An 18,393-nucleotide genomic window follows, 5' to 3' on the forward strand; every position below is an offset into this window, starting at 1 on the left:
TTATTTATGCTACTAAAAATATTTCATGAGTATACCACAACCTAAAAAATATAGTCCTATAATTGCTATAGATGGTTATTCATCTACAGGAAAGAGTTCTTATGCTAAAATGTTAGCCAAAAAATTTGGTTGGAAACATATAGATACCGGAGCTATGTATCGGGCTGTAACATTGTATGGAATTCAATTTTTTTGGGAAGACCAAAATATAAATATTTCAAAGCTTGAGTTACATCTTAATGATATTCACATTAACTTTAAATTTAATCCTAATTTTTATAGTAACGATACTTATTTAAATGGAGCAAATGTTGAGAATGAAATTAGAAATATGAAAGTTTCAGAATGGGTATCTTCTATAGCAGAAAGATCAGCAATTAGAAAATTTTTGGTTGAACAACAAAGGAAAATTGGAGAAAATGGAGGAATTGTTATGGATGGTAGAGATATTGGAACAGTAGTTTTCCCTAATGCAGACCTAAAATTTTTTATCACTGCCAGTGTTGAAGAGAGAGCTAAAAGAAGATTTTTAGAACTTCATAAAAAAGATAAATCTTTAACCATAGAAAAAGTTACTAAGAATTTACAAAAAAGGGATTATATAGATGAAAATAGAAAAGATTCTCCTTTAATTATGGCATCAGATGCATTTTTAATCGATAATACATATTTAACACAAGAAGAAACCTACAAAAAAATGGAACAAATTGTTATTAAAAGATTTTCTTTATAACTTATTTTTATTGATATTTAATTTAATATAAAGTAAAATTCCAATCAATTATAATAATTTAAAAAATCCTATTTATCAAATTTTGATTATTCGTAAAAAATATCTTTTACAAATAATTATATTATAGTTAATATCTTTATACTATTCTTTTTCTTCGTGTTGTCTATAAGCTTCTAATATTTTTTTAATTAATTTATGACGAACTACATCAATCTCTGTTAATTTAATGAAACCAATTCCTTTTATACCATGCAGTAATCGAATTGCTTCTTTTAAGCCTGACTTTTGATGGTGAGGTAAATCTATCTGTCCCGGATCTCCTGTTATTATAAATTTTGCATCTTGCCCCATGCGTGTTAAAAACATTTTCATTTGTAAATGAGTTGTGTTTTGAGCTTCGTCTAAAATAACAAAGGCACCATCTAGAGTACGTCCTCTCATAAAAGCCAAAGGAGCAATTTCTATAATTCCTTTTTCCAAATACGAAGATAATTTTTCATGACTAAGCATATCTCTTAAAGCATCATATAAAGGTTGTAGATAAGGATCTAATTTTTCTTTTAAATCTCCAGGTAAAAAACCTAGACTCTCCCCTGCCTCCACAGCAGGCCGCGTTAAGATTATTCTTTTAACTTCTTTATTTTTCAAAGCTTTTACTGCTAATGCTACACTTGTATAAGTCTTTCCTGTACCGGCCGGTCCAATTGCAAATACCATATCATTATAACCTACAGATTCTACTAATTTTTTAAGATTTTCAGTTTTAGCCCGTATTAACTTTCCTCCAATTCCATGAACAATCACATCATCTAAATTAGCCTCTGTTTCATTTACTAATTTATTTTGATTCAGAATTCCTTCTAATGCTATATCATTTAATCGGTTGTATTTATTAATGTATTTGATAATTTCAGCTACTTTGTTTTTAAAAAACAACAAATCTTCATCATTCCCTGAAACTGAAATAATTCTATCTCTACCAGTAATTTTTAATTTTGGAAAAAAATCGGTCAATATTTTAAAATTCTGATTATATTCTCCATAAAAGATTTTTAAATCTACTCCTTCTAAATTAATCTGTAAATGATTCAAATTTTTCTTGATTTTGAAATTTTATAAAACAAAAATAAGCAATAACTTTGTGTTAGAGATAATAAAAATGGGAATAATAACTCTTACTACAGATTTTGGTTTAGATGATTTTCATGTCGCTTCTTTGAAAGGAAGTATCTACACTCAATTGTCAGAGGTAACTGTAGTAGACATATCTCATCAAATAATGCCTTTTGATTTAATACAAACGGCCTATATCTTAAAAAATTCTTACAATGATTTTCCTAAAGGAACCATTCATATTATAGGAGTAGATGCGCTTCCCAATACATTTATTAAACCTATTGCGGCAGAAGTTAATGGACATTTTTTTATTTGTAATGATAATGGTATTTTATCTTTAATTGCTGAAGAAATAAATCCTGATCAAATAATAGAAATCACCATTAATAAATATGATGAAATACATTTTTTAACAAAAGATCTATTTGTCCCTGTAGCCTGTCACTTAGCGAGAGGGGGAAAACTCGATTTAGTGGGACGGAAAATAACTACATTTAAAAAACTTACACAATTAAAACCCATTGAAAAAAATGAGGATAATAGTATTACCGGAATAATAATTTATATTGATAATTATGGAAATGCGGTAACTAATATATCTCAAAAACAATTTCAACAATTTGGTAAAAACAGACCTTTTACTCTTTTTGCAAGAAATACTAAATTTTCTAAAATATTTACAAAATATTCAGATCTTTTAGGGAATGAACCTGATGAAAAAAAGTTTCATGGAAAAGCTTTGGCTATCTTCAATTCTTCAGGATACATACAAATTTCCATGTATAAAAGTAATTTAAAAACTGTAGGAGGTGCTAGTTCTTTAATGGGCTTAGATATAGGAACACAAATCCGCTTAGTATTTGAATAATTTTTCTTAATTTACTGAGTTTTTCAAATTAAAATAATTATTTTTAAATTCAATTCATTGATTTTCAGCAAAAAAAAGAAAAAGAAGTTTATGATATATTTCTATATGAAAAATAGACTTAACTATATTTAATAAACATTCAGCTTAAAACTATTTATAAATGGTCATTGAAGGATTTACTCATATATTAATATTTCATAAATATAAAAAAATATGGCATGAATTTTTCTTATCTTATTAATCAAGATCTTTTAATATTAACAACAATTGCTAATTAAGATATTATACGATAATTATTATTTCATATACTTCTAATAAAAAAATATACACAAGGTTAAATAAAGTTTAATTTAAAATACATTATTATGGAAATTAAAATGAAAGATTTTATAGTTCCTTTTTCCAAGGATCTAGATTTAAAAAAATATGAAACTAAAGCACCAAAAGAATTTCATGATAAAGAAAAAAATAAAAAAATGTTATCTGATATTGTAAAAGAAATTGATTATTATCAGAATATTCTTTATGCAGAAGGGAAACAATCTTTATTAATAGTATTTCAAGGTATAGATGCAGCAGGAAAAGACAGTTCTATACGTGCAATTATGACAGGCGTCAACCCTCAAGGGGTAGAAGTTACTTCTTTTAAAACCCCAACCTCACAAGAATATAAATATAATTATTTATGGAGACATCAAAATAAAATTCCTCAGAAAGGAAAAATAGGTATTTTCAATCGTTCTCATTATGAAAATGTGTTAATAAGTAGGGTTCATCCTCAATTTATACTCAATGAAAACATCCCTAGTGTTAATTCTCTAAATGATATTAATGAAAAGTTTTTCAATCAAAGATATGATGAAATAAACAAATTTGAAAAATTCTTAGAAAATAATGGAACTCAAGTTTTAAAATTCTTTTTAAATATAAGTAAAGATGAACAAAAAAAACGATTTATAAAAAGAATTGAAAACAAGGAAAAAAATTGGAAATTTTCATCTTCGGATCTTAAAGAACGAGAATTTTGGAACCAATATCAAAAAGCATTTACTTTGGCTTTGCAAAATACTTCTACAGATTATTCTCCTTGGTTTATTATACCTTGTGATTATAAATCTTATGGTCAACTTATTATGGGATATTTAATTAAAGAAACATTAAAAAAGATGCATCCTAAATTTCCGAATATAGATAACCAAGAAAAAAAAGAACTTGATATTTCATATAAGAATTTACTTAAAGAATAAATTTTTTTTTAGTAATCCTATTAAATTTAGAATAAAGTTTTTTTAATTGTTTTTTAATATCATTTGAAAATATTGAAGTTATCAAACTTTTCAAATAGTTTTTTATTAAAAAAACAAATTGTAATTTTTATTGAATTATTTAGTGTTATTTAGCCCTATATTTTGTTATTGCAAAGGTAATTTTTAAATATTAATTTATAGGGCCTTCATATGCTTTGTTACGAATTTTTTTTTTCAGAATTTGAAAAAAATAACTCTTGTATTTTCATTTTATGAAATTATAAATAATGATTTAAATATTTTTTCATGAATAATGAAAAAATATTCTAAATGACACTTTTTATAAAAAATGATATTTTTATACTTTTTTTAATATTTTTTCTTTTTATTAGAATTTTGCATTAAAGTAGCTTATTAATAAAACCTCTTTGTTTTCTAAAAAATTCTATTCTTTGTATTTCTCCGCTTTGTGTTATTAAGGTTGAATATCTTTTTAAAGACTCAATCCATTCATTATGAATTTTACACACATAAGGATTGGTTGAGCTTAATCCATTAATTGAATAAACTCTAATATGACTGATTTCTAAAGATTTTGATTTGTAATAACTATAACATGATTCAAAATTCACATTAGATATATATATAAGTATATTTTTTCCTGATTCGGTTTTTCCTGTCATAGCCATTAGTTCCCAACCTGCAAGTAGCTCAAATAATTCTTCTTTTAATTTTTTCAGATCACTATCTGAAATTAAATTCAATTTATAAAAATAATTAATATCCTTAATTAATGATAAAAAAGAATTTTTATCTAAAATAATATGAGATTCTGTAACTAAAGAACTTTCAATAACATATTTTTTCTGTAAATCTAGTATTTCTGAAGTAAGACTAAAACTGGATAAATTATTCGGTGCATTTATCCCCATAGTTTGATACATCCATCTAAATAATCTGAATTTTGAAATATTCTGAAAGGAATTATAAAAATAATATGGCAAAGTATTAAATGAAATTTTAGCTAGAGAATCAGAATCTTTTTTCATCTTATAAAATACTTTTAAATGATCATTCATCATTTTACAATATACATCCAATATATACTCTGTTGTAGGATATAGATTTAAATTAAATAAAAAAGATTTTGATTTATTATTAGTATCTACAATTGTATCTAAAGATATTCCTAATTCATGTGATATTTTAGCTACTTCATCAAATGTAAATAAAACATCTCCTCGAATACGTCGATATGCTGCTTCCTTACCTATGCAAAGTATATCCATTAATACATTTACCAGTACATCTCCTTCTGAAATATGCGATCTAATGGAAGATATCATAGCTTCATTTAGTTGATTCTTCATATTTTTTTTCACCAATACTATAATGTATATATATGTATTTTTATAAATTTAATTTTTTAATGATAAAAAGATATTATATATAATAAACCTTTCAAAGATAATAAATCTTGTTAAATAAATACCTCCAATTTTAAGAATCAAATAAAAAACTAAAAGTACGATTATCTGTTTAAATTATAAAAAAATAAAATTCAATAATAAAATTATAATTACATAAGAATTCTTTAGAAATTAAAGATAATATAGAGATTAGAAAAATAAAATTAAAAACCTACTTTTTTTCTAGCCGTTTTACTTTTGCTACTCCTTCCAGATTTTGTAATTTTTGCAATACCTCTTCAAGTTGCACTGTATTTTTTATAAATAAGGTTAATATTCCCTGGAAGATTCCATCATCTGAATTTATAGTAAATTTTTTCACGTCAATGTTGAGTGTATGGGATACTAAATTTGTTATATCATTAAGTATTCCTTTTCTGTCTATACCTTCAATAGATATATCAATTAAGAAATTTCTATTGGCACTATTGACCCATTTTGCAGGAATTACCCTATAATCGTAATTAGCCCTCATATCAATAGCGTTTGGGCAGGTTTCTTTATGTACTTTAATACCTTTATTTATAGTAACAAATCCAAAAATTTTATCTCCGGGTATAGGATTACAACATTGTGCTAATTGATAATCTAATTTTTTTTCATCATCTCCAAAAACTATCATATCTAGAGTTCCTTCCTCCTTAGGTTCTATATTTTCTTTATTGCTAATAAAGGTGGGTCTTTTCCGTAGTCTGGATAATAAATTATTGAAAACTCCTTTACTATCTATATATTTTTTTAATTCTTTAGTATCAATAAGTCCTATAGCTACTTGATAAAAAATATCATGGCTTGTTTTTGCTCCAAAAAACTTTTGTATAGAATTCAGTTCTGCATCAGAAAAATTAACTCTTAGGTGTCTTAATTTCCTTATTAAAAGTTCTTTGCCTTCTTCTGTGTATTTTCTTTTTTCTATATTAAGCGCTGCTTTTATTCTAGATTTTGCTTTTGAAGTAGATACAAATTCCAACCAGTCAGCTTTAGGTTTTTGATTCTGAGAGGTTAAAATTTCAACTTGGTCCCCACTTTTAAGTAAATGACTTAACGGGACCAATTTATTATTCACTTTAGCGCCTAAACAGTGGTCGCCTATATTGGAGTGAATAGAATATGCAAAATCTAGAGCAGTCGCCCCTACAGATAAAACTTTTAAATCTCCATTAGGGGTAAATACAAAAATATCTTTAGTATATAGATTCAGTTTAAAATCATCTAAAAGCTCCATTGCGTTAGTAGATGTCTGATTTTCAATAGTTTCTCTTACCTGTGCTATCCAATTTTCTATTTGATTATCTTCCTCAATTTTATATCCTTCTTTATATTTATAATGTGCTGCAATTCCTTTTTCTGCAATTTCATCCATCCTTACAGAACGGATCTGTACCTCTACCCATTTATTTTCTGGACCAATAACGGTTACATGTAAGCTTTCATATCCGGTAGAACGAGGAGTTGTAATCCAGTCCCTCATCCTACTTGGATTGGGAGTAAATTCATCTGTTACTATGGAATATATTTTCCAAGCTAAAAATTTTTCATTTTTGCTATCTGATTTATAAATAACACGAATGGCAAATAAATCATATACTTCTTCAAAAGAAACATTTTGCTTCTTCATTTTTTTGAAAATAGAAAATACTGATTTATGCCTTCCTTTTATTTTAAAATTTAAACCTTCTTCTTGTAGCCTTTTACTAATAATCTGAGTAAATTCCTCTATATATCTTTGCCTGTCTTTTTCTGTTTCTTCTAATTTTTTTACTACAAAATAATAACTATCCGGGTCTGTATATTTTAAACTCAAATCCTCCAATTCTGACTTAATTACATATAATCCCATTCTATGAGCCAATGGGGCATAAATATAAGTAGTTTCTGAAGCTATCTTTTTTTGTTTGGATGCTTTCATGCTATCCAAAGTTCTCATATTATGAAGGCGGTCGGCTATTTTAATAAGAATTACCCGTATATCTTCAGATAAGGTAAGTAATAGTTTCCTATAATTTTCAGATTGTAGAGACAAATTTTGATGGTCCACATTAGAAATTTTTGTTAATCCATCAATAATTTTTGCTATTTTGGGTCCAAACATCTTTTCAATATCCTCAAGGGTATATTCTGTATCCTCTACTACATCATGAAGTAATGCGCAGGCTATACTTGTTGCTCCTAAACCTATCTCATCCGCGACAATCTTCGCCACCGCTAAAGGATGATATATATAGGGTTCTCCTGTTTTTCTCCTTTGGTCTTTATGTGCCTCTTTGGCTAACTCAAAGGCCTTCCGAATTAAAATTTTATTTTCCTCGGTTAAATCCCTATAAGTATTACGAAGCATATTTTTATAGCGCCTTGCAATTTCTTCTGCCTCTTTATCTAAATCTATTTGATACATAAATTGAATAAGAATATCTTATTAATTATGGTTCTTATTAAACCCATTATATTAAAAATAAGTTTTTTATTAGTTGTCAATAGCCTCATACTATTCTATTACAAATTTAATGATTTTCTTTAAAAATATTTATATTTGATACTTTAAATGCGATAATATAATGATAAAAATGAAATTAATTAAAATCCTAAATCTTTTATTTATCTTTTTTTCTTCTTATTGCTTTTCTCAGGAAGGAGGAATGTGGATTCCTAATCAGCTCAATGAAAAAGAAATGAGACAACTAGGTATGAAAATATCTACAAAGCAAATATTTAATTCGCAAAAACCCAGCCTAAAAGATGCTATTGCTCATTTTGGCAGAGGGTGTACTTCTGAAGTAATTTCTCCCCAAGGTCTTCTTTTAACAAATCACCATTGCGGCTACAGTCAAATACAATCACATTCCACTATAGAAAACAACCTTTTAAATAATGGATTTTGGGCTAAAAACCTGGAAGAAGAACTCCCTAATAAAAATCTGACTGCTACTTTTATTGTAGATATCAAAGAAGTTACCCAAGAAATAGTTAATAATTTACCTACTAAAGTTACTGAGGAAAAAAGAAAGATTTTAATTGATTCTATCATTGAAAAAGTCTCTCTTACAATTCCTAAAAAAGATTATCAGCAAGTAATGATCTACCCTTTTTATAAAGGAAACCAATATTATGCATTTATCACAGAAACTTATGAAGATGTTCGTTTGGTAGGAACTCCTCCTTCTTCAATTGGTAAATTTGGATCTGATACTGATAACTGGGTATGGCCAAGGCATACAGGTGATTTTTCTATTTTTAGAATTTATGCTGATAAAAATAATCATCCTGCTAAATACTCTAAAGATAATATTCCCTATACTCCTAAATATTTCTTACCTATATCCATTAAAGAAAAAAAAGAGGGTGATTTTTCTTTTATATATGGATTTCCAGGAAAAACTGATGAATATTTACCCGGATCTGCCTTAATTCAAACCTTGGAAATTGAAAATCCAATAAGAATATCTTTAAGAGATGCTTCTTTAAAAATATTAGATGAAGAAATGCGTACAAAACCGGAAATTAAGATTAAATATGCTGCTAAATATGCAAGCATTGCAAACGGATGGAAAAAGTGGATGGGAGAAAGTCAGGGTTTAAAACGAACTGATGCACTACAGAAAAAAAATGAGTTTGAATCTCTTTTTACACAACGTATACAATTAAAAAAAGAAAATTTATCTGAATATGGAAACTTACTTTCTTTATTAAATAAAATATATAAAGATAATTCTCAATATAAAAAAGCACATACTTATTTTAATGAAGTTTTTTACGTAAATTCTGAAACTTTTAGAATGTCTTATATCATATTAAACCTGCTTAATTCTACACCTGAAAATTTTGTGAAAAATCAAAAAAAAGTTTCAGATATAATATCAGAACTGTATAAAAATTATGATGCTGAAATAGATGCTAAGGTAAGCGCTAAATTATTATTTATGTATTCTCAAAATGTTGAAAAAGTATTTCAGGCTTCCGGGTATGAAAATTATAAAGATAATGTATCTGCTCAAGATTTCATCACTCAATTATGGGAAAAATCATCCCTTACAGGAAAAAACGGAAATATTATACAAATACTTTCATCCGGTAATTATAAAGAGATTGCTGAAACTTTGTCTCAAGACCCAGTGATCAATTTTATGAAGCCTTATTATGAAATCTATAGAAAATCTATTGTACCAAATTTTATAGCAAACCAATCAAAACTAGATAGCTTACAGAGAATTTATATGAAGGCTCAATTGGAAATTTTTCCGGAAAAAAAGTTTTATCCGGATGCTAATTCGACTCTTCGGGTCTCTTACGGAAAAATTGATGGATATTCTCCTGAAGATGCAGTATATTATAAACCTTTTACAACCTTGCAGGGAGTAATAGAAAAATATATACCGAGTGATTATGAATTTGATGTTCCCCAAAAGCTTTTTGAATTGTATAAAAGTAAAGAGTATGGTAAATATGAGCAAGACGGAAACTTACCGGTTAATTATATCGCCACTAATCATACTACAGGAGGGAACTCAGGAAGTCCTGCTTTTGATGCCTTCGGAAACCTGACCGGATTAAATTTTGACCGTGTGTGGGAAGGTACTATGAGTGATCTGAATTATGATCCATCTATTTGTAGAAATATTATGGTTGATATTCGTTATATTTTATTTATTATAGATAAATATGCAGGAGCAAGCAGATTACTAAAAGAAATGAAAATTATTCAGTAATCTTATAAACAATTTACAATCTTTTGCATTAGCAGATAATATAAATATAGCATGTATTTCTCGATAGATTTTCAAACAAGCATTAAGAAAAAAATGGCTTGTGACTTTTTCTACTAAAATATCTTATTGATTAATAGAACTATAATGATTCAAATAATCAGTTTTCTGCTCCGTGGTTTAATTGAACGCTGATATTATATTTATATATAACGCTTATCTTTATTATAAAAAAAGATAACTAAATGTTATACATTTGTAAAAAGATATATATGGCTAATTTCGTAAATATGAATCGTGATAATTTCATGCGTTTTTTTTAGAGATGATAATATGTTAAATTCTTTATCAGTTGATGATAGGATTGAAATATTCTCAACTATATTATTAGGAAAAACTGATATAACTTTTGAACTTTTAAATAATCTTTTAATTGAATATGATGTTGAAGATTTAGAAATAAAAAAGAAAAGAAATGGAAAAATGGACAAGAGATCAAACGATAATTGTACTAAGATTATATTGTCAGATTCCTTTTTCTAAAGCAACCTCAACTAATCCTTATATAATTTATATTTCAAAACTAATAGGAAGAAGTCCCAATTCGGTTAAAATGAAGATAGGTAATTTTGGAAGTTTTGATGAAAACTTAAAGACTAAGGGAATTGTAGGTTTAACTAATACTAGTAAACTGGATAGGGATATATGGAATGAATATATTAACAATTGGGATAAATTAGCCTATCAAAGTGAGCTTTTGATTGCAGATTTAGAGAAAAGAAAAATATTAAATTTAATTAATACTCTAGAAACAATTCCCGTGGCAATTGATAAGGAAGTTTTTACAACACAGAGAATCAATCAAAATTTTTTTAGGACTACAATTTTAGCTTCTTATAATTCAAATGCTGCATAACAGGAATTTCAATACCATATTTATTAATAGCAAGTCACATAAATCACCATCCCTATAAATTATCTCAACACCATTGCTTTTAAATCGTCTATCATAGCTTGCCATTCTGCCGGATGAGAATCTCACTTCCATAGTAATCTCTTGCTGTATCTCCTTCAAATTTACCTAATCACATTTCAAACGCCTCTGCCTCTCTACTTTGGACAGGGACTTTTTCCTCCTGACTTTTTACCTTTACGGTTTCACTATCTCCGTCTTTATTGGCCTCAGTGTCTAAATTTTTAAAGTTAAAAAAAAGAGAATATTTAATCCTCTTCCTTAATTATTATTTTAATAAAATTTTATCTTCTATTTTAATACATTAACTAAAAATCTTATTAATTACTAATTGATAATCTTTTACCTCATCCATAGTTAAGAAATGACCATCTAATTTATCAATATAAAAGAATTCAAAATTTGGTTCTATATCTAATAAATAGTTTTCAACTTTAAAACAATAATAAATAGGTGTATCAAGCCCTTTTAAAATTGTTTTTGAATAATTTCCCTTATTCTCTATGAAATTAAATACTTTATGCTCAGCTTCTTGATAAGAGATATTAACTTTATCATATTTATTATCATATATCCAAGAAACCCCCCCCTTTTTTCTAATTTCTTTTGATATTGTTTGTGCTTGTCCTAAATTATATAATTGATTAGAGTTTATTTCTTTTAATACATTAATATCTAATTGTTCTTTTACGTCTTTATAAATAGCTATTTTATACATAATGTTTATTTTTAAAATATGACAACTTTACCCGTTTGATTTTCAAATCTTCCCCATGCATCTTGAAATGTCTTTTCGGGAATTGTATATGAAGAGCCTCTATTTATTGGAAGAGGGTCTCTAACAGTTACTTGTCCATTTTCAATTCTATCAATAATAACTGAATGTGCACCTTGTCCATTGTTTACACTAACTACAGCTGAATTTCCATTTTCTAGACCTATTTTTAACTGTTCATATGATACTTTACCAGATGTAGTATTAATATCTAAACCTAAATTTTCAATAGCTTTTGGTATATTTAACATGTCCACACCACTTCCAAAATTTTGTTCTAAAGCATGAATTAAGTCTATTCTTTCAATATTGCTATATCCCATATCTTTAAGAATCATATCCAATGTCGTAGCAGTACAGTCATAATCCGTAAATTGCCCTTCAAGTGTTTTTTGTGTTTCTACATTGACTTCTCCCTTATCAAAATATGGGTCTACATAAGCATCTTTTCCCATTTCAAATGCCTCTGCATCCCTGCTTTGGGCAGGTGCTTCTCCCTCCTGGCTTTTTAACTTTGCGGTTCCACTATCTCCGTCTTTGGAGGACTAGGCGTCTTAAATAAAAAAGCAGAATAAGTTCTGCTTTTTATAATAATAGTATTTTAGTAATTATCCCATTTATCATCCCATTCTCCATTATTCATCCGTTCTATATCTTCATCGGTAAATTTATCCCATGTTTCGTCCGATTCTGGAATATGTGGATTTTTAGTTCCCAATTCATTCATTGTATATTCTACTTCTCCTTTTTCATCCGAAATAACATATATAAATTCATGTATTTCACCAAATAGTTCATTATCTTCAGTAACAAACCATATATTATTTTTTTGATTATCTTTTTTTGCTAAGAATGATTGAATCTTAAAATTTCCATTTCCTTTAATATTCGGGTATCTATCTTGATAATCTTTAACAATCTGTAAAACTGTTTCTTTTTTCAATTTCATTACAAAAAATTTTAAAATTCATATAAATTAATTTTCTTATTAAAATAAGGCCAATAACCGTTCTCTACATAATAAATATAAGCTTCTGCATGATTAATTTGTTGAGGAGTTAAAATCTCTTTATTTTTCATCAATTGCTCATAAACATACGTTTCTTTTTCCAATCTTGTTTGCTTATTATAAGCTTCATCTCCTAATTTAGACCATTGTTCGGCATGAAATCCTTCGTGCATGGCATCATAAGTTTTAGGTGGTTTCTTTAAATACAAAGTTTTTTTACTAGAATCAAATCCAGCTACATGTTTATCTCCTAATATTTTACCTTTTGTATCTAGTTCTATTTTTATTCCCAAATCAGCCATTTTCTTTCTAAAATCTTTAAATTCACGCGAAGTCATCATTCTTTCGCCTTCTGCATTATATCTGGCTTCCCTTTTCATGGAATCACCTTCAAACGCCTCTGCATCTCTACTTTGGGCAGGGGCTTCACCCTCCTGGCTTTTTACCTTTGCGGTTTCATTATCTCCGTCTTTGGTGGTTTCGGCATCTTTAGCTTTTCCTTCCGCATCTTTATTAAACAACGAATCTTCCAGTTCCCGTTTTCCTTGTCCTACAGGGGCTATCATCATGGCCATTCCTACCCAATCCTGCCAGGTACCCTGCCCTGTTGCGATATTTTTAGCCGAGTCGTAAGCACCAGTTTCCATAGCTACGGTTCCTTTGGCAAAATCGGTAATGCTGGCCTCTCCTGTATTTCCATAGGTAGCAGCCGTATTTTGCACTCCCATAACTCCTCGCATTCCTAATCCAAATTTACTAAAACTTTCTATAAAATTTACCTTTAAATTAGTAGGAATAGATTTTCCAAAGTTCAGAGCAGCACGTCCCAATCCTCTCCATCCGGCAGAAGCAAAAACACTGCTCCCCCCGCTTAGGGCTGCACCTCCCATTCCTATGGCAGCACCTGCCATCATTCCTTCCATTAATCCGCCAATGTAATTAGCCGCACCTAAGCTTACGGCCTGCGACCAATTCTTAATATGCGGTGCAAAGGTTATTACTCCTCCGGCTTTGCATTTCATCTGATGCCCACCGGTAATTCCCGGAGAACCCTGAATAATCAGGTCTTTTTTATTTCCCAGCCATTTTCTTCCACCTCCCATTTTCTGCCCGCAAAGTAAACCTCCCATTACTGCACCAATGGCTGCCCCTGCTAATCCTGCCAGTGCTCCTATAGCAATAAGGGCTGCCCCTCCGGTAGCCACGGTAACCACTCCTAACACCACAGCTCCTACCACTAAAACGGCAGCTACTATGGCCATCAATAACATATACTTTTTACAACCGAAGTCTATCCAGCTACTGGTTGCTTTGTCTTCAACCGTTATATATTTTTCTCCGGATTTTTTCTTGCTTCCCTCACGGGTTCCCTGCAATTGTGCCGGCACATTTCCCAGGGTGCATATCCAAAAATCTTTTTCTGTTATTATTTTATTTCCCATGATTTATTCTGCTTTTATTAGAACCTGTTTTCGTCTGAGAAAAAATATTCGCATTCTGGTATCATACATCATACAACGAATCCCCCAGGTTTTTATCTTTACCTGCTCATTTTGTTTATTGGGTGTTATTTTCTGCATAGCCAGTGTATGACATATGACATGAGAGTCTATAAAAGTCTTATTTTTTATAAAATATATGGTAATTCTTCCTACTTGCATTGCTTCTATTATAGTTAATCATCTGCCAGAAATCTGCCGGATGGCAAATCTTTTTGATTCTTATCATCAAAACCCGAGATATTATGCTTTTTTGCATAAATTTCCCATTGTTTTCTCTCAAAACTTTCCCATTGCTCTTTCGTATATTTTTTCCCATTTACTTCTTTTACATTTTGGGTAGAAATATGCTCCTGTACTGCCTTAATTTCTTCAGTATATTTTTGAGATTTATTCTTCAATTTTTCTTTATATTTTTCTTCGCTCATAAAATGATAAGATACTTTTGTATAAAGATTAGCAGCGGCTTCTTCTTTTCTATGGATAATTGCTTCTGCCAATCGCCCGCTTCCAGATTCTATTTGATATTTTCCTGTTTCTTTCATTTGAGTAAACAGCTTAGATATATCTATTTTTTCGGCAAATTGTCCATAAGCTTTGTTATAAAATCCGGATGACAATAAAAATGAAGGCTTCATCTCTAAATGAATGAGTTGCGAATCAACAGTTGTTATTGAAAGATCCCACTGCACATTAGCTGAATTAAAAAAATTAGGTTTAACTATTCCTTTTGCTATATAAGGAAGTTCTTTCCCATACACATAAGAAAAATAGGTAGTAAAGAATTCATTGGCTTGTATTGCTTGCTTTATCTTATCAGGTGCAGCAAATAATTCATCATTTATCTGAATAATGCCTTTAATATCGGGGCTATGCTCTACAGATTTCAGTAACTCTTTCTTAGTTTGTTCCCACTTTTGCTGTATTACATCCAGGTTATGTATCTGGCTTATCATTCCTTTTTTGTCTATTGTTAGATGCAGTTCATTATACATGCGTGAGAAGACCTGAGAGACTTGGGCAACTTCTTTTACCATAGGATTATTAGTCTCTAATAAAATATGATCTAGTAATATCAGACGAATTTCCAGCGAGTGATCTGTAACCTTTACTACCGTAAAATCCCAACGCATCTGTGTAGTTGTAGTAATATGCATATCTACCGCCTGCATATCCGAATCTATAATGAGTGTATATTGTTCATTAAACGGTTCTTTTATTTGTACTGTCATAATACTTTATCCGTTATATGATTAATTAACAAATACATCTCCCCCGTCCAATTTAGTAGGTCCTCCCGTAATATGATTAGCTTTGGAAGCAATTAAAACGGTTTCTCCTCCGTTAACACCAAATCCGGTTTTGGCGGTTGAAAGAATTTTATCTCCATTAATTGTTATAGTTCCGTCATTATTAATTGAAATTTTATTACTACCCACTTCTAAGGTAATATTGGTATTCGCTTTCAGGGTAATATTTCCGGCATTATCCATTAATAATTTAGCTTCTCCATCTGGACTTCCTTCTTTAGCACCTACGGTAATAGCTTGCGTAGCAGCAGCTCCTATAGATGAGTTTCCTCCACCATCAAACTTCATACTTACAGAACCAGGCTGATCCGTAAGCATAGCACTACCTTCTTGATCGTTAAACTGTAGCTTATTTCCTGTAGGGGTTTGTATCCCTTTGATATAGTTTCCCTTACCGCCATGACCGGATTTTCCTTTTCCGTTGAACATCGCTCCCAAAGAAACAGGCTTCTCTGCATTCCCATTCTCAAAGCTCACAATCACTTCTTCGCCTATCTCGGGCACTACATGCATCCCTTTGCCGGCTCCTGCATAGGGCGTGATGGAGCGTATCCATGGGGTCATTCCGTTAAAGGGCTTCTGCCATAGAAACTGCACTCGTATTCTTGACATCCCTTCCGGATCGTTGTTATCCATAACCGTAGCCGACTGTTCTTCACATTGGGGTATGGCGTCTTCTTCCATATAAGGAGGGGTCTCTATTTCTTTGGGTACCCCTACTATGAAGTTATGATATCCTTCCATGCCTTCGTAGTTATGGGTGATCTCTATAATGCGGTAGCTCTCTAAGGGAACTTCTCCGTTCTTGAAGATCTCATGTCCCGGCATCCAAGCTTTGAGCTTCACAATATCGCCTAAACGTATGTTCGGATTATGGGTCTTGGCTTCTAAATAAAATACGTTTTGACGGCTCTGTTTCTGTCTTTTTACTGCAGAGGTAAGCTCCATCCTGCCACTTTCCATCAAACTTTGGTTGTATAAGGAAAGGGGGACTTTGTTGTAGGTCTTGGCTGAGGCTTCTTCTGCATATTGCTGAAAGGGGTTCTTGGTGCCTTGTACGCTTACACTTTCGGATTCTACGGTGTAGTTCTCTGCCTGCTTGGCATCGTAGGACGTATAGGTGAACTTTTGGGGGACTAATTGCATCTTCAGTTCGTATTCGAACAGGTCTTGTTCTTCTACCAGCTCTACGGTCTTGCCTCCATAACCGCCAAAGACCAGCTGGGTGCCATTGTAGTAAAACCATTCTCCATATCTTGTGGCTAACCTTCTGATAAATTGATAATCGGATTCCCGATATTGTACGGTATATAGCAGTTTTTCCTGTAGGTGAGGACGTATATCCCACTGAATCAGGTCGGAGGGATATTCGCGGGTAGATTCTTCAATAATTTCTTTAAGTCCTTTTTTTTCGAAGCTCTGGCAATCCAAGCCATTCTCTAACAGGATGGTTGGGGATTTTCCTTCTAAGATTATATGGCTATAACCGTCTATACGTTTGTTGCGGATCTGGGTTATGATTCCGGTAAAGATATAGGTGGTCTGTCCGTATTGTTTGAGTTGCAGGGTACAGCGTTTCCCTAAATATTTACGGGTATTCGTTAAGGGATAGCTGTCTTTTTCTCCGAAGGCCTCACTGGGACACAAAATTTCAAAGCTGTCATGAGTCCCTACCTGCTAGTGTATGCTCAGAGTAAAATGACTATCGGTTAGTACGTATTCCCCGCCTATTTGTACGGTGCTCCATACCAGATGGCTGTCGCCGTAGAGGCTCTTTAAATCCCCTCCGTAGGTTACTAAACTACTTAAGGCTTTTTGTTTTTCCAATACTTCCGGGGGGATGATTTCAAAGGTGTTGCCTTTTATCGGGCTAAGTTCTTCGTTTACCCGGGTTAGTTTGTTTTGTACCCGGGTGGCTGTTTCCTGTACTTTTTTTACCTCTTCTCGGATGCCTTGGGTGGCTTGATCCAGTTTCGTCTCGGCTGAGTCAAGGGCAGATTGTTGTAGCTTTTCTGTGAGTTTACTCAGGTCTACCTGAGGTGCCTTTTTATTCGGATCTTCTATTATGCTCATATATTAGGGTTTTAATTCGGGAAAGGACTTGGCTTTTCCTCCTTTTTTATTGGTTTTTAAAAATATACCCTGACCCTCTCCCTGGGGTTATTTTGCTCAGCCCAGTTTCCAACTGTTCTCATAGCTGATATTGGCTATACTCAGCTTCTTGGAACATAATTGTAAGCGTATACGCATCGGCTGGTTATCTGTGGCATCAAATTCTTCTTCGAAAGAGATGCAGTAGCTTTTCTCAAATTTTACTTCCTGTAGTTTACTCATCGCATCGCGACGGTAAAAGATAATGACTCCGTCTTTGGTCTTATTTTGTGATAGCATCCAGTCTATGAAAACTGAATTCCCGTTACTTTCCAAGGTTAAATCCAGGTATCCTCCGCGGGTTGCTCCCTGGGGTTTGCCTGAGGAATCTATGTTTTTTTGAAAGCTGTAGTGGCAATGAAGTACTGTATATACAGATCCTTCCATTTCTAATTTGGCTAAAAATGAAGACATTTTATAAGTTATTTTTGATAAGTGTTTGTTTTTATAATAGGGATAAATTTGAAAAAAGGAGAAGCTACTGCTTCCCCTTTTTTTTCATTCTCTTTGCTTAAGAGATGTTTTTTCTTATGGGGATAGAGA

General features: G+C 30.9%; 17 protein-coding genes. 5 read left to right on the plus strand and 12 right to left on the minus strand.

Annotated elements, in window-relative coordinates:
* Nucleotides 1–25: 25 nt before the first annotated feature.
* A complete protein-coding gene (gene cmk, locus C4S77_RS03985; RefSeq protein ID WP_105246222.1) occupies nucleotides 26–733 on the plus strand; it encodes a (d)CMP kinase in 708 nt (235 codons plus the stop codon).
* 141 nt (nucleotides 734–874) lie between these two features.
* Here cmk and C4S77_RS03990 read toward each other — a convergent pair whose 3' ends face one another.
* A complete protein-coding gene (locus tag C4S77_RS03990) occupies nucleotides 875–1,825 on the minus strand; it encodes a PhoH family protein (protein WP_105193522.1) in 951 nt (316 codons plus the stop codon).
* 67 nt (nucleotides 1,826–1,892) lie between these two features.
* Here C4S77_RS03990 and C4S77_RS03995 point away from each other — a divergent pair, with 67 nt between their 5' ends.
* Together C4S77_RS03995 and C4S77_RS04000 are read left to right on the plus strand one after the other, a co-directional pair.
* The gene (locus C4S77_RS03995; protein WP_105246224.1) at nucleotides 1,893–2,717 is read left to right on the plus strand and encodes an SAM hydrolase/SAM-dependent halogenase family protein; all 825 of its coding nucleotides are present in this window, start codon (nucleotides 1,893–1,895) and stop codon (nucleotides 2,715–2,717) included.
* A gap of 365 nt (nucleotides 2,718–3,082) precedes the next feature.
* A complete protein-coding gene (locus tag C4S77_RS04000) occupies nucleotides 3,083–3,964 on the plus strand; it encodes a PPK2 family polyphosphate kinase (RefSeq protein ID WP_221404990.1) in 882 nt (293 codons plus the stop codon).
* A gap of 401 nt (nucleotides 3,965–4,365) precedes the next feature.
* On the opposite strand, the gene C4S77_RS04005 is transcribed toward C4S77_RS04000, so the two are convergent.
* Nucleotides 4,366–5,334, minus strand: a complete 969-nt coding sequence (locus tag C4S77_RS04005; protein WP_146106032.1) for a hypothetical protein — start codon at nucleotides 5,332–5,334, stop codon at nucleotides 4,366–4,368.
* Between the two features lie 271 nt (nucleotides 5,335–5,605).
* Complete coding sequence (locus C4S77_RS04010) at nucleotides 5,606–7,828, minus strand: RelA/SpoT family protein (RefSeq protein ID WP_105246228.1); 2,223 nt, start codon at nucleotides 7,826–7,828, stop codon at nucleotides 5,606–5,608.
* 169 nt (nucleotides 7,829–7,997) lie between these two features.
* Here C4S77_RS04010 and C4S77_RS04015 point away from each other — a divergent pair, with 169 nt between their 5' ends.
* Both C4S77_RS04015 and C4S77_RS04025 read left to right on the plus strand, forming a co-directional pair.
* On the plus strand, nucleotides 7,998–10,136 hold the full coding sequence (locus C4S77_RS04015; RefSeq protein WP_105246250.1) for a S46 family peptidase: 2,139 nt from the start codon (nucleotides 7,998–8,000) through the stop codon (nucleotides 10,134–10,136).
* Between the two features lie 472 nt (nucleotides 10,137–10,608).
* On the plus strand, nucleotides 10,609–11,049 hold the full coding sequence (locus tag C4S77_RS04025; protein WP_146106033.1) for a hypothetical protein: 441 nt from the start codon (nucleotides 10,609–10,611) through the stop codon (nucleotides 11,047–11,049).
* 361 nt (nucleotides 11,050–11,410) lie between these two features.
* Here C4S77_RS04025 and C4S77_RS04030 read toward each other — a convergent pair whose 3' ends face one another.
* The 9 genes from C4S77_RS04030 to tssD form a co-directional block, all read right to left on the minus strand.
* Entirely contained in the window at nucleotides 11,411–11,824 is a 414-nt protein-coding gene (locus C4S77_RS04030; protein WP_105246232.1) for a hypothetical protein, read from the minus strand.
* A gap of 11 nt (nucleotides 11,825–11,835) precedes the next feature.
* Nucleotides 11,836–12,336 (minus strand): cysteine peptidase family C39 domain-containing protein, encoded by a 501-nt coding sequence (locus tag C4S77_RS04035; protein ID WP_105246234.1) that lies wholly within the window; start codon nucleotides 12,334–12,336, stop codon nucleotides 11,836–11,838.
* A gap of 146 nt (nucleotides 12,337–12,482) precedes the next feature.
* Complete coding sequence (locus C4S77_RS04040; RefSeq protein ID WP_105246236.1) at nucleotides 12,483–12,830, minus strand: hypothetical protein; 348 nt, start codon at nucleotides 12,828–12,830, stop codon at nucleotides 12,483–12,485.
* Nucleotides 12,831–12,841: 11 nt separating this feature from the next.
* Complete coding sequence (locus C4S77_RS04045; RefSeq protein WP_105246238.1) at nucleotides 12,842–14,332, minus strand: zincin-like metallopeptidase toxin domain-containing protein; 1,491 nt, start codon at nucleotides 14,330–14,332, stop codon at nucleotides 12,842–12,844.
* Nucleotides 14,333–14,335: 3 nt separating this feature from the next.
* A complete protein-coding gene (locus C4S77_RS04050) occupies nucleotides 14,336–14,551 on the minus strand; it encodes a hypothetical protein (protein ID WP_105246240.1) in 216 nt (71 codons plus the stop codon).
* A gap of 14 nt (nucleotides 14,552–14,565) precedes the next feature.
* Nucleotides 14,566–15,621 carry a hypothetical protein gene (locus tag C4S77_RS04055; RefSeq protein ID WP_105246242.1) on the minus strand — a complete coding sequence of 352 codons (1,056 nt, stop codon included), beginning with the start codon at nucleotides 15,619–15,621 and terminating at the stop codon, nucleotides 14,566–14,568.
* A gap of 21 nt (nucleotides 15,622–15,642) precedes the next feature.
* Nucleotides 15,643–17,346 carry a type VI secretion system Vgr family protein gene (locus C4S77_RS04060; RefSeq protein WP_181042808.1) on the minus strand — a complete coding sequence of 568 codons (1,704 nt, stop codon included), beginning with the start codon at nucleotides 17,344–17,346 and terminating at the stop codon, nucleotides 15,643–15,645.
* Nucleotides 17,347–17,376: 30 nt separating this feature from the next.
* A complete protein-coding gene (locus C4S77_RS04065; RefSeq protein WP_105246246.1) occupies nucleotides 17,377–17,772 on the minus strand; it encodes a hypothetical protein in 396 nt (131 codons plus the stop codon).
* A 96-nt stretch (nucleotides 17,773–17,868) separates the two neighbouring features.
* Nucleotides 17,869–18,264 carry a type VI secretion system tube protein TssD gene (gene tssD / locus C4S77_RS04070; protein WP_105193622.1) on the minus strand — a complete coding sequence of 132 codons (396 nt, stop codon included), beginning with the start codon at nucleotides 18,262–18,264 and terminating at the stop codon, nucleotides 17,869–17,871.
* Nucleotides 18,265–18,393 lie beyond the last annotated feature (129 nt).

Source organism: Apibacter adventoris (assembly GCF_002964975.1).
In the GTDB taxonomy this organism is placed as follows: domain Bacteria; phylum Bacteroidota; class Bacteroidia; order Flavobacteriales; family Weeksellaceae; genus Apibacter; species Apibacter adventoris.

Coding starts and splice junctions, on each gene's coding strand:
- C4S77_RS04030 (WP_105246232.1), bottom strand. CDS start 11,824: ATGTATAAAATAGCTATTTATAAAGACGTAAAAGAACAATTAGATATT.
- C4S77_RS04025 (WP_146106033.1), top strand. CDS start 10,609: ATGGAAAAATGGACAAGAGATCAAACGATAATTGTACTAAGATTATAT.
- tssD (WP_105193622.1), bottom strand. CDS start 18,264: ATGTCTTCATTTTTAGCCAAATTAGAAATGGAAGGATCTGTATATACA.
- C4S77_RS04010 (WP_105246228.1), bottom strand. CDS start 7,828: ATGTATCAAATAGATTTAGATAAAGAGGCAGAAGAAATTGCAAGGCGC.
- C4S77_RS04055 (WP_105246242.1), bottom strand. CDS start 15,621: ATGACAGTACAAATAAAAGAACCGTTTAATGAACAATATACACTCATT.
- C4S77_RS04040 (WP_105246236.1), bottom strand. CDS start 12,830: ATGAAATTGAAAAAAGAAACAGTTTTACAGATTGTTAAAGATTATCAA.
- C4S77_RS04035 (WP_105246234.1), bottom strand. CDS start 12,336: ATGGGAAAAGATGCTTATGTAGACCCATATTTTGATAAGGGAGAAGTC.
- C4S77_RS04050 (WP_105246240.1), bottom strand. CDS start 14,551: ATGCAAGTAGGAAGAATTACCATATATTTTATAAAAAATAAGACTTTT.
- C4S77_RS04065 (WP_105246246.1), bottom strand. CDS start 17,772: ATGAGCATAATAGAAGATCCGAATAAAAAGGCACCTCAGGTAGACCTG.
- C4S77_RS04045 (WP_105246238.1), bottom strand. CDS start 14,332: ATGGGAAATAAAATAATAACAGAAAAAGATTTTTGGATATGCACCCTG.
- C4S77_RS03995 (WP_105246224.1), top strand. CDS start 1,893: ATGGGAATAATAACTCTTACTACAGATTTTGGTTTAGATGATTTTCAT.
- cmk (WP_105246222.1), top strand. CDS start 26: ATGAGTATACCACAACCTAAAAAATATAGTCCTATAATTGCTATAGAT.
- C4S77_RS04000 (WP_221404990.1), top strand. CDS start 3,083: ATGGAAATTAAAATGAAAGATTTTATAGTTCCTTTTTCCAAGGATCTA.
- C4S77_RS04005 (WP_146106032.1), bottom strand. CDS start 5,334: ATGAAGAATCAACTAAATGAAGCTATGATATCTTCCATTAGATCGCAT.
- C4S77_RS04015 (WP_105246250.1), top strand. CDS start 7,998: ATGAAATTAATTAAAATCCTAAATCTTTTATTTATCTTTTTTTCTTCT.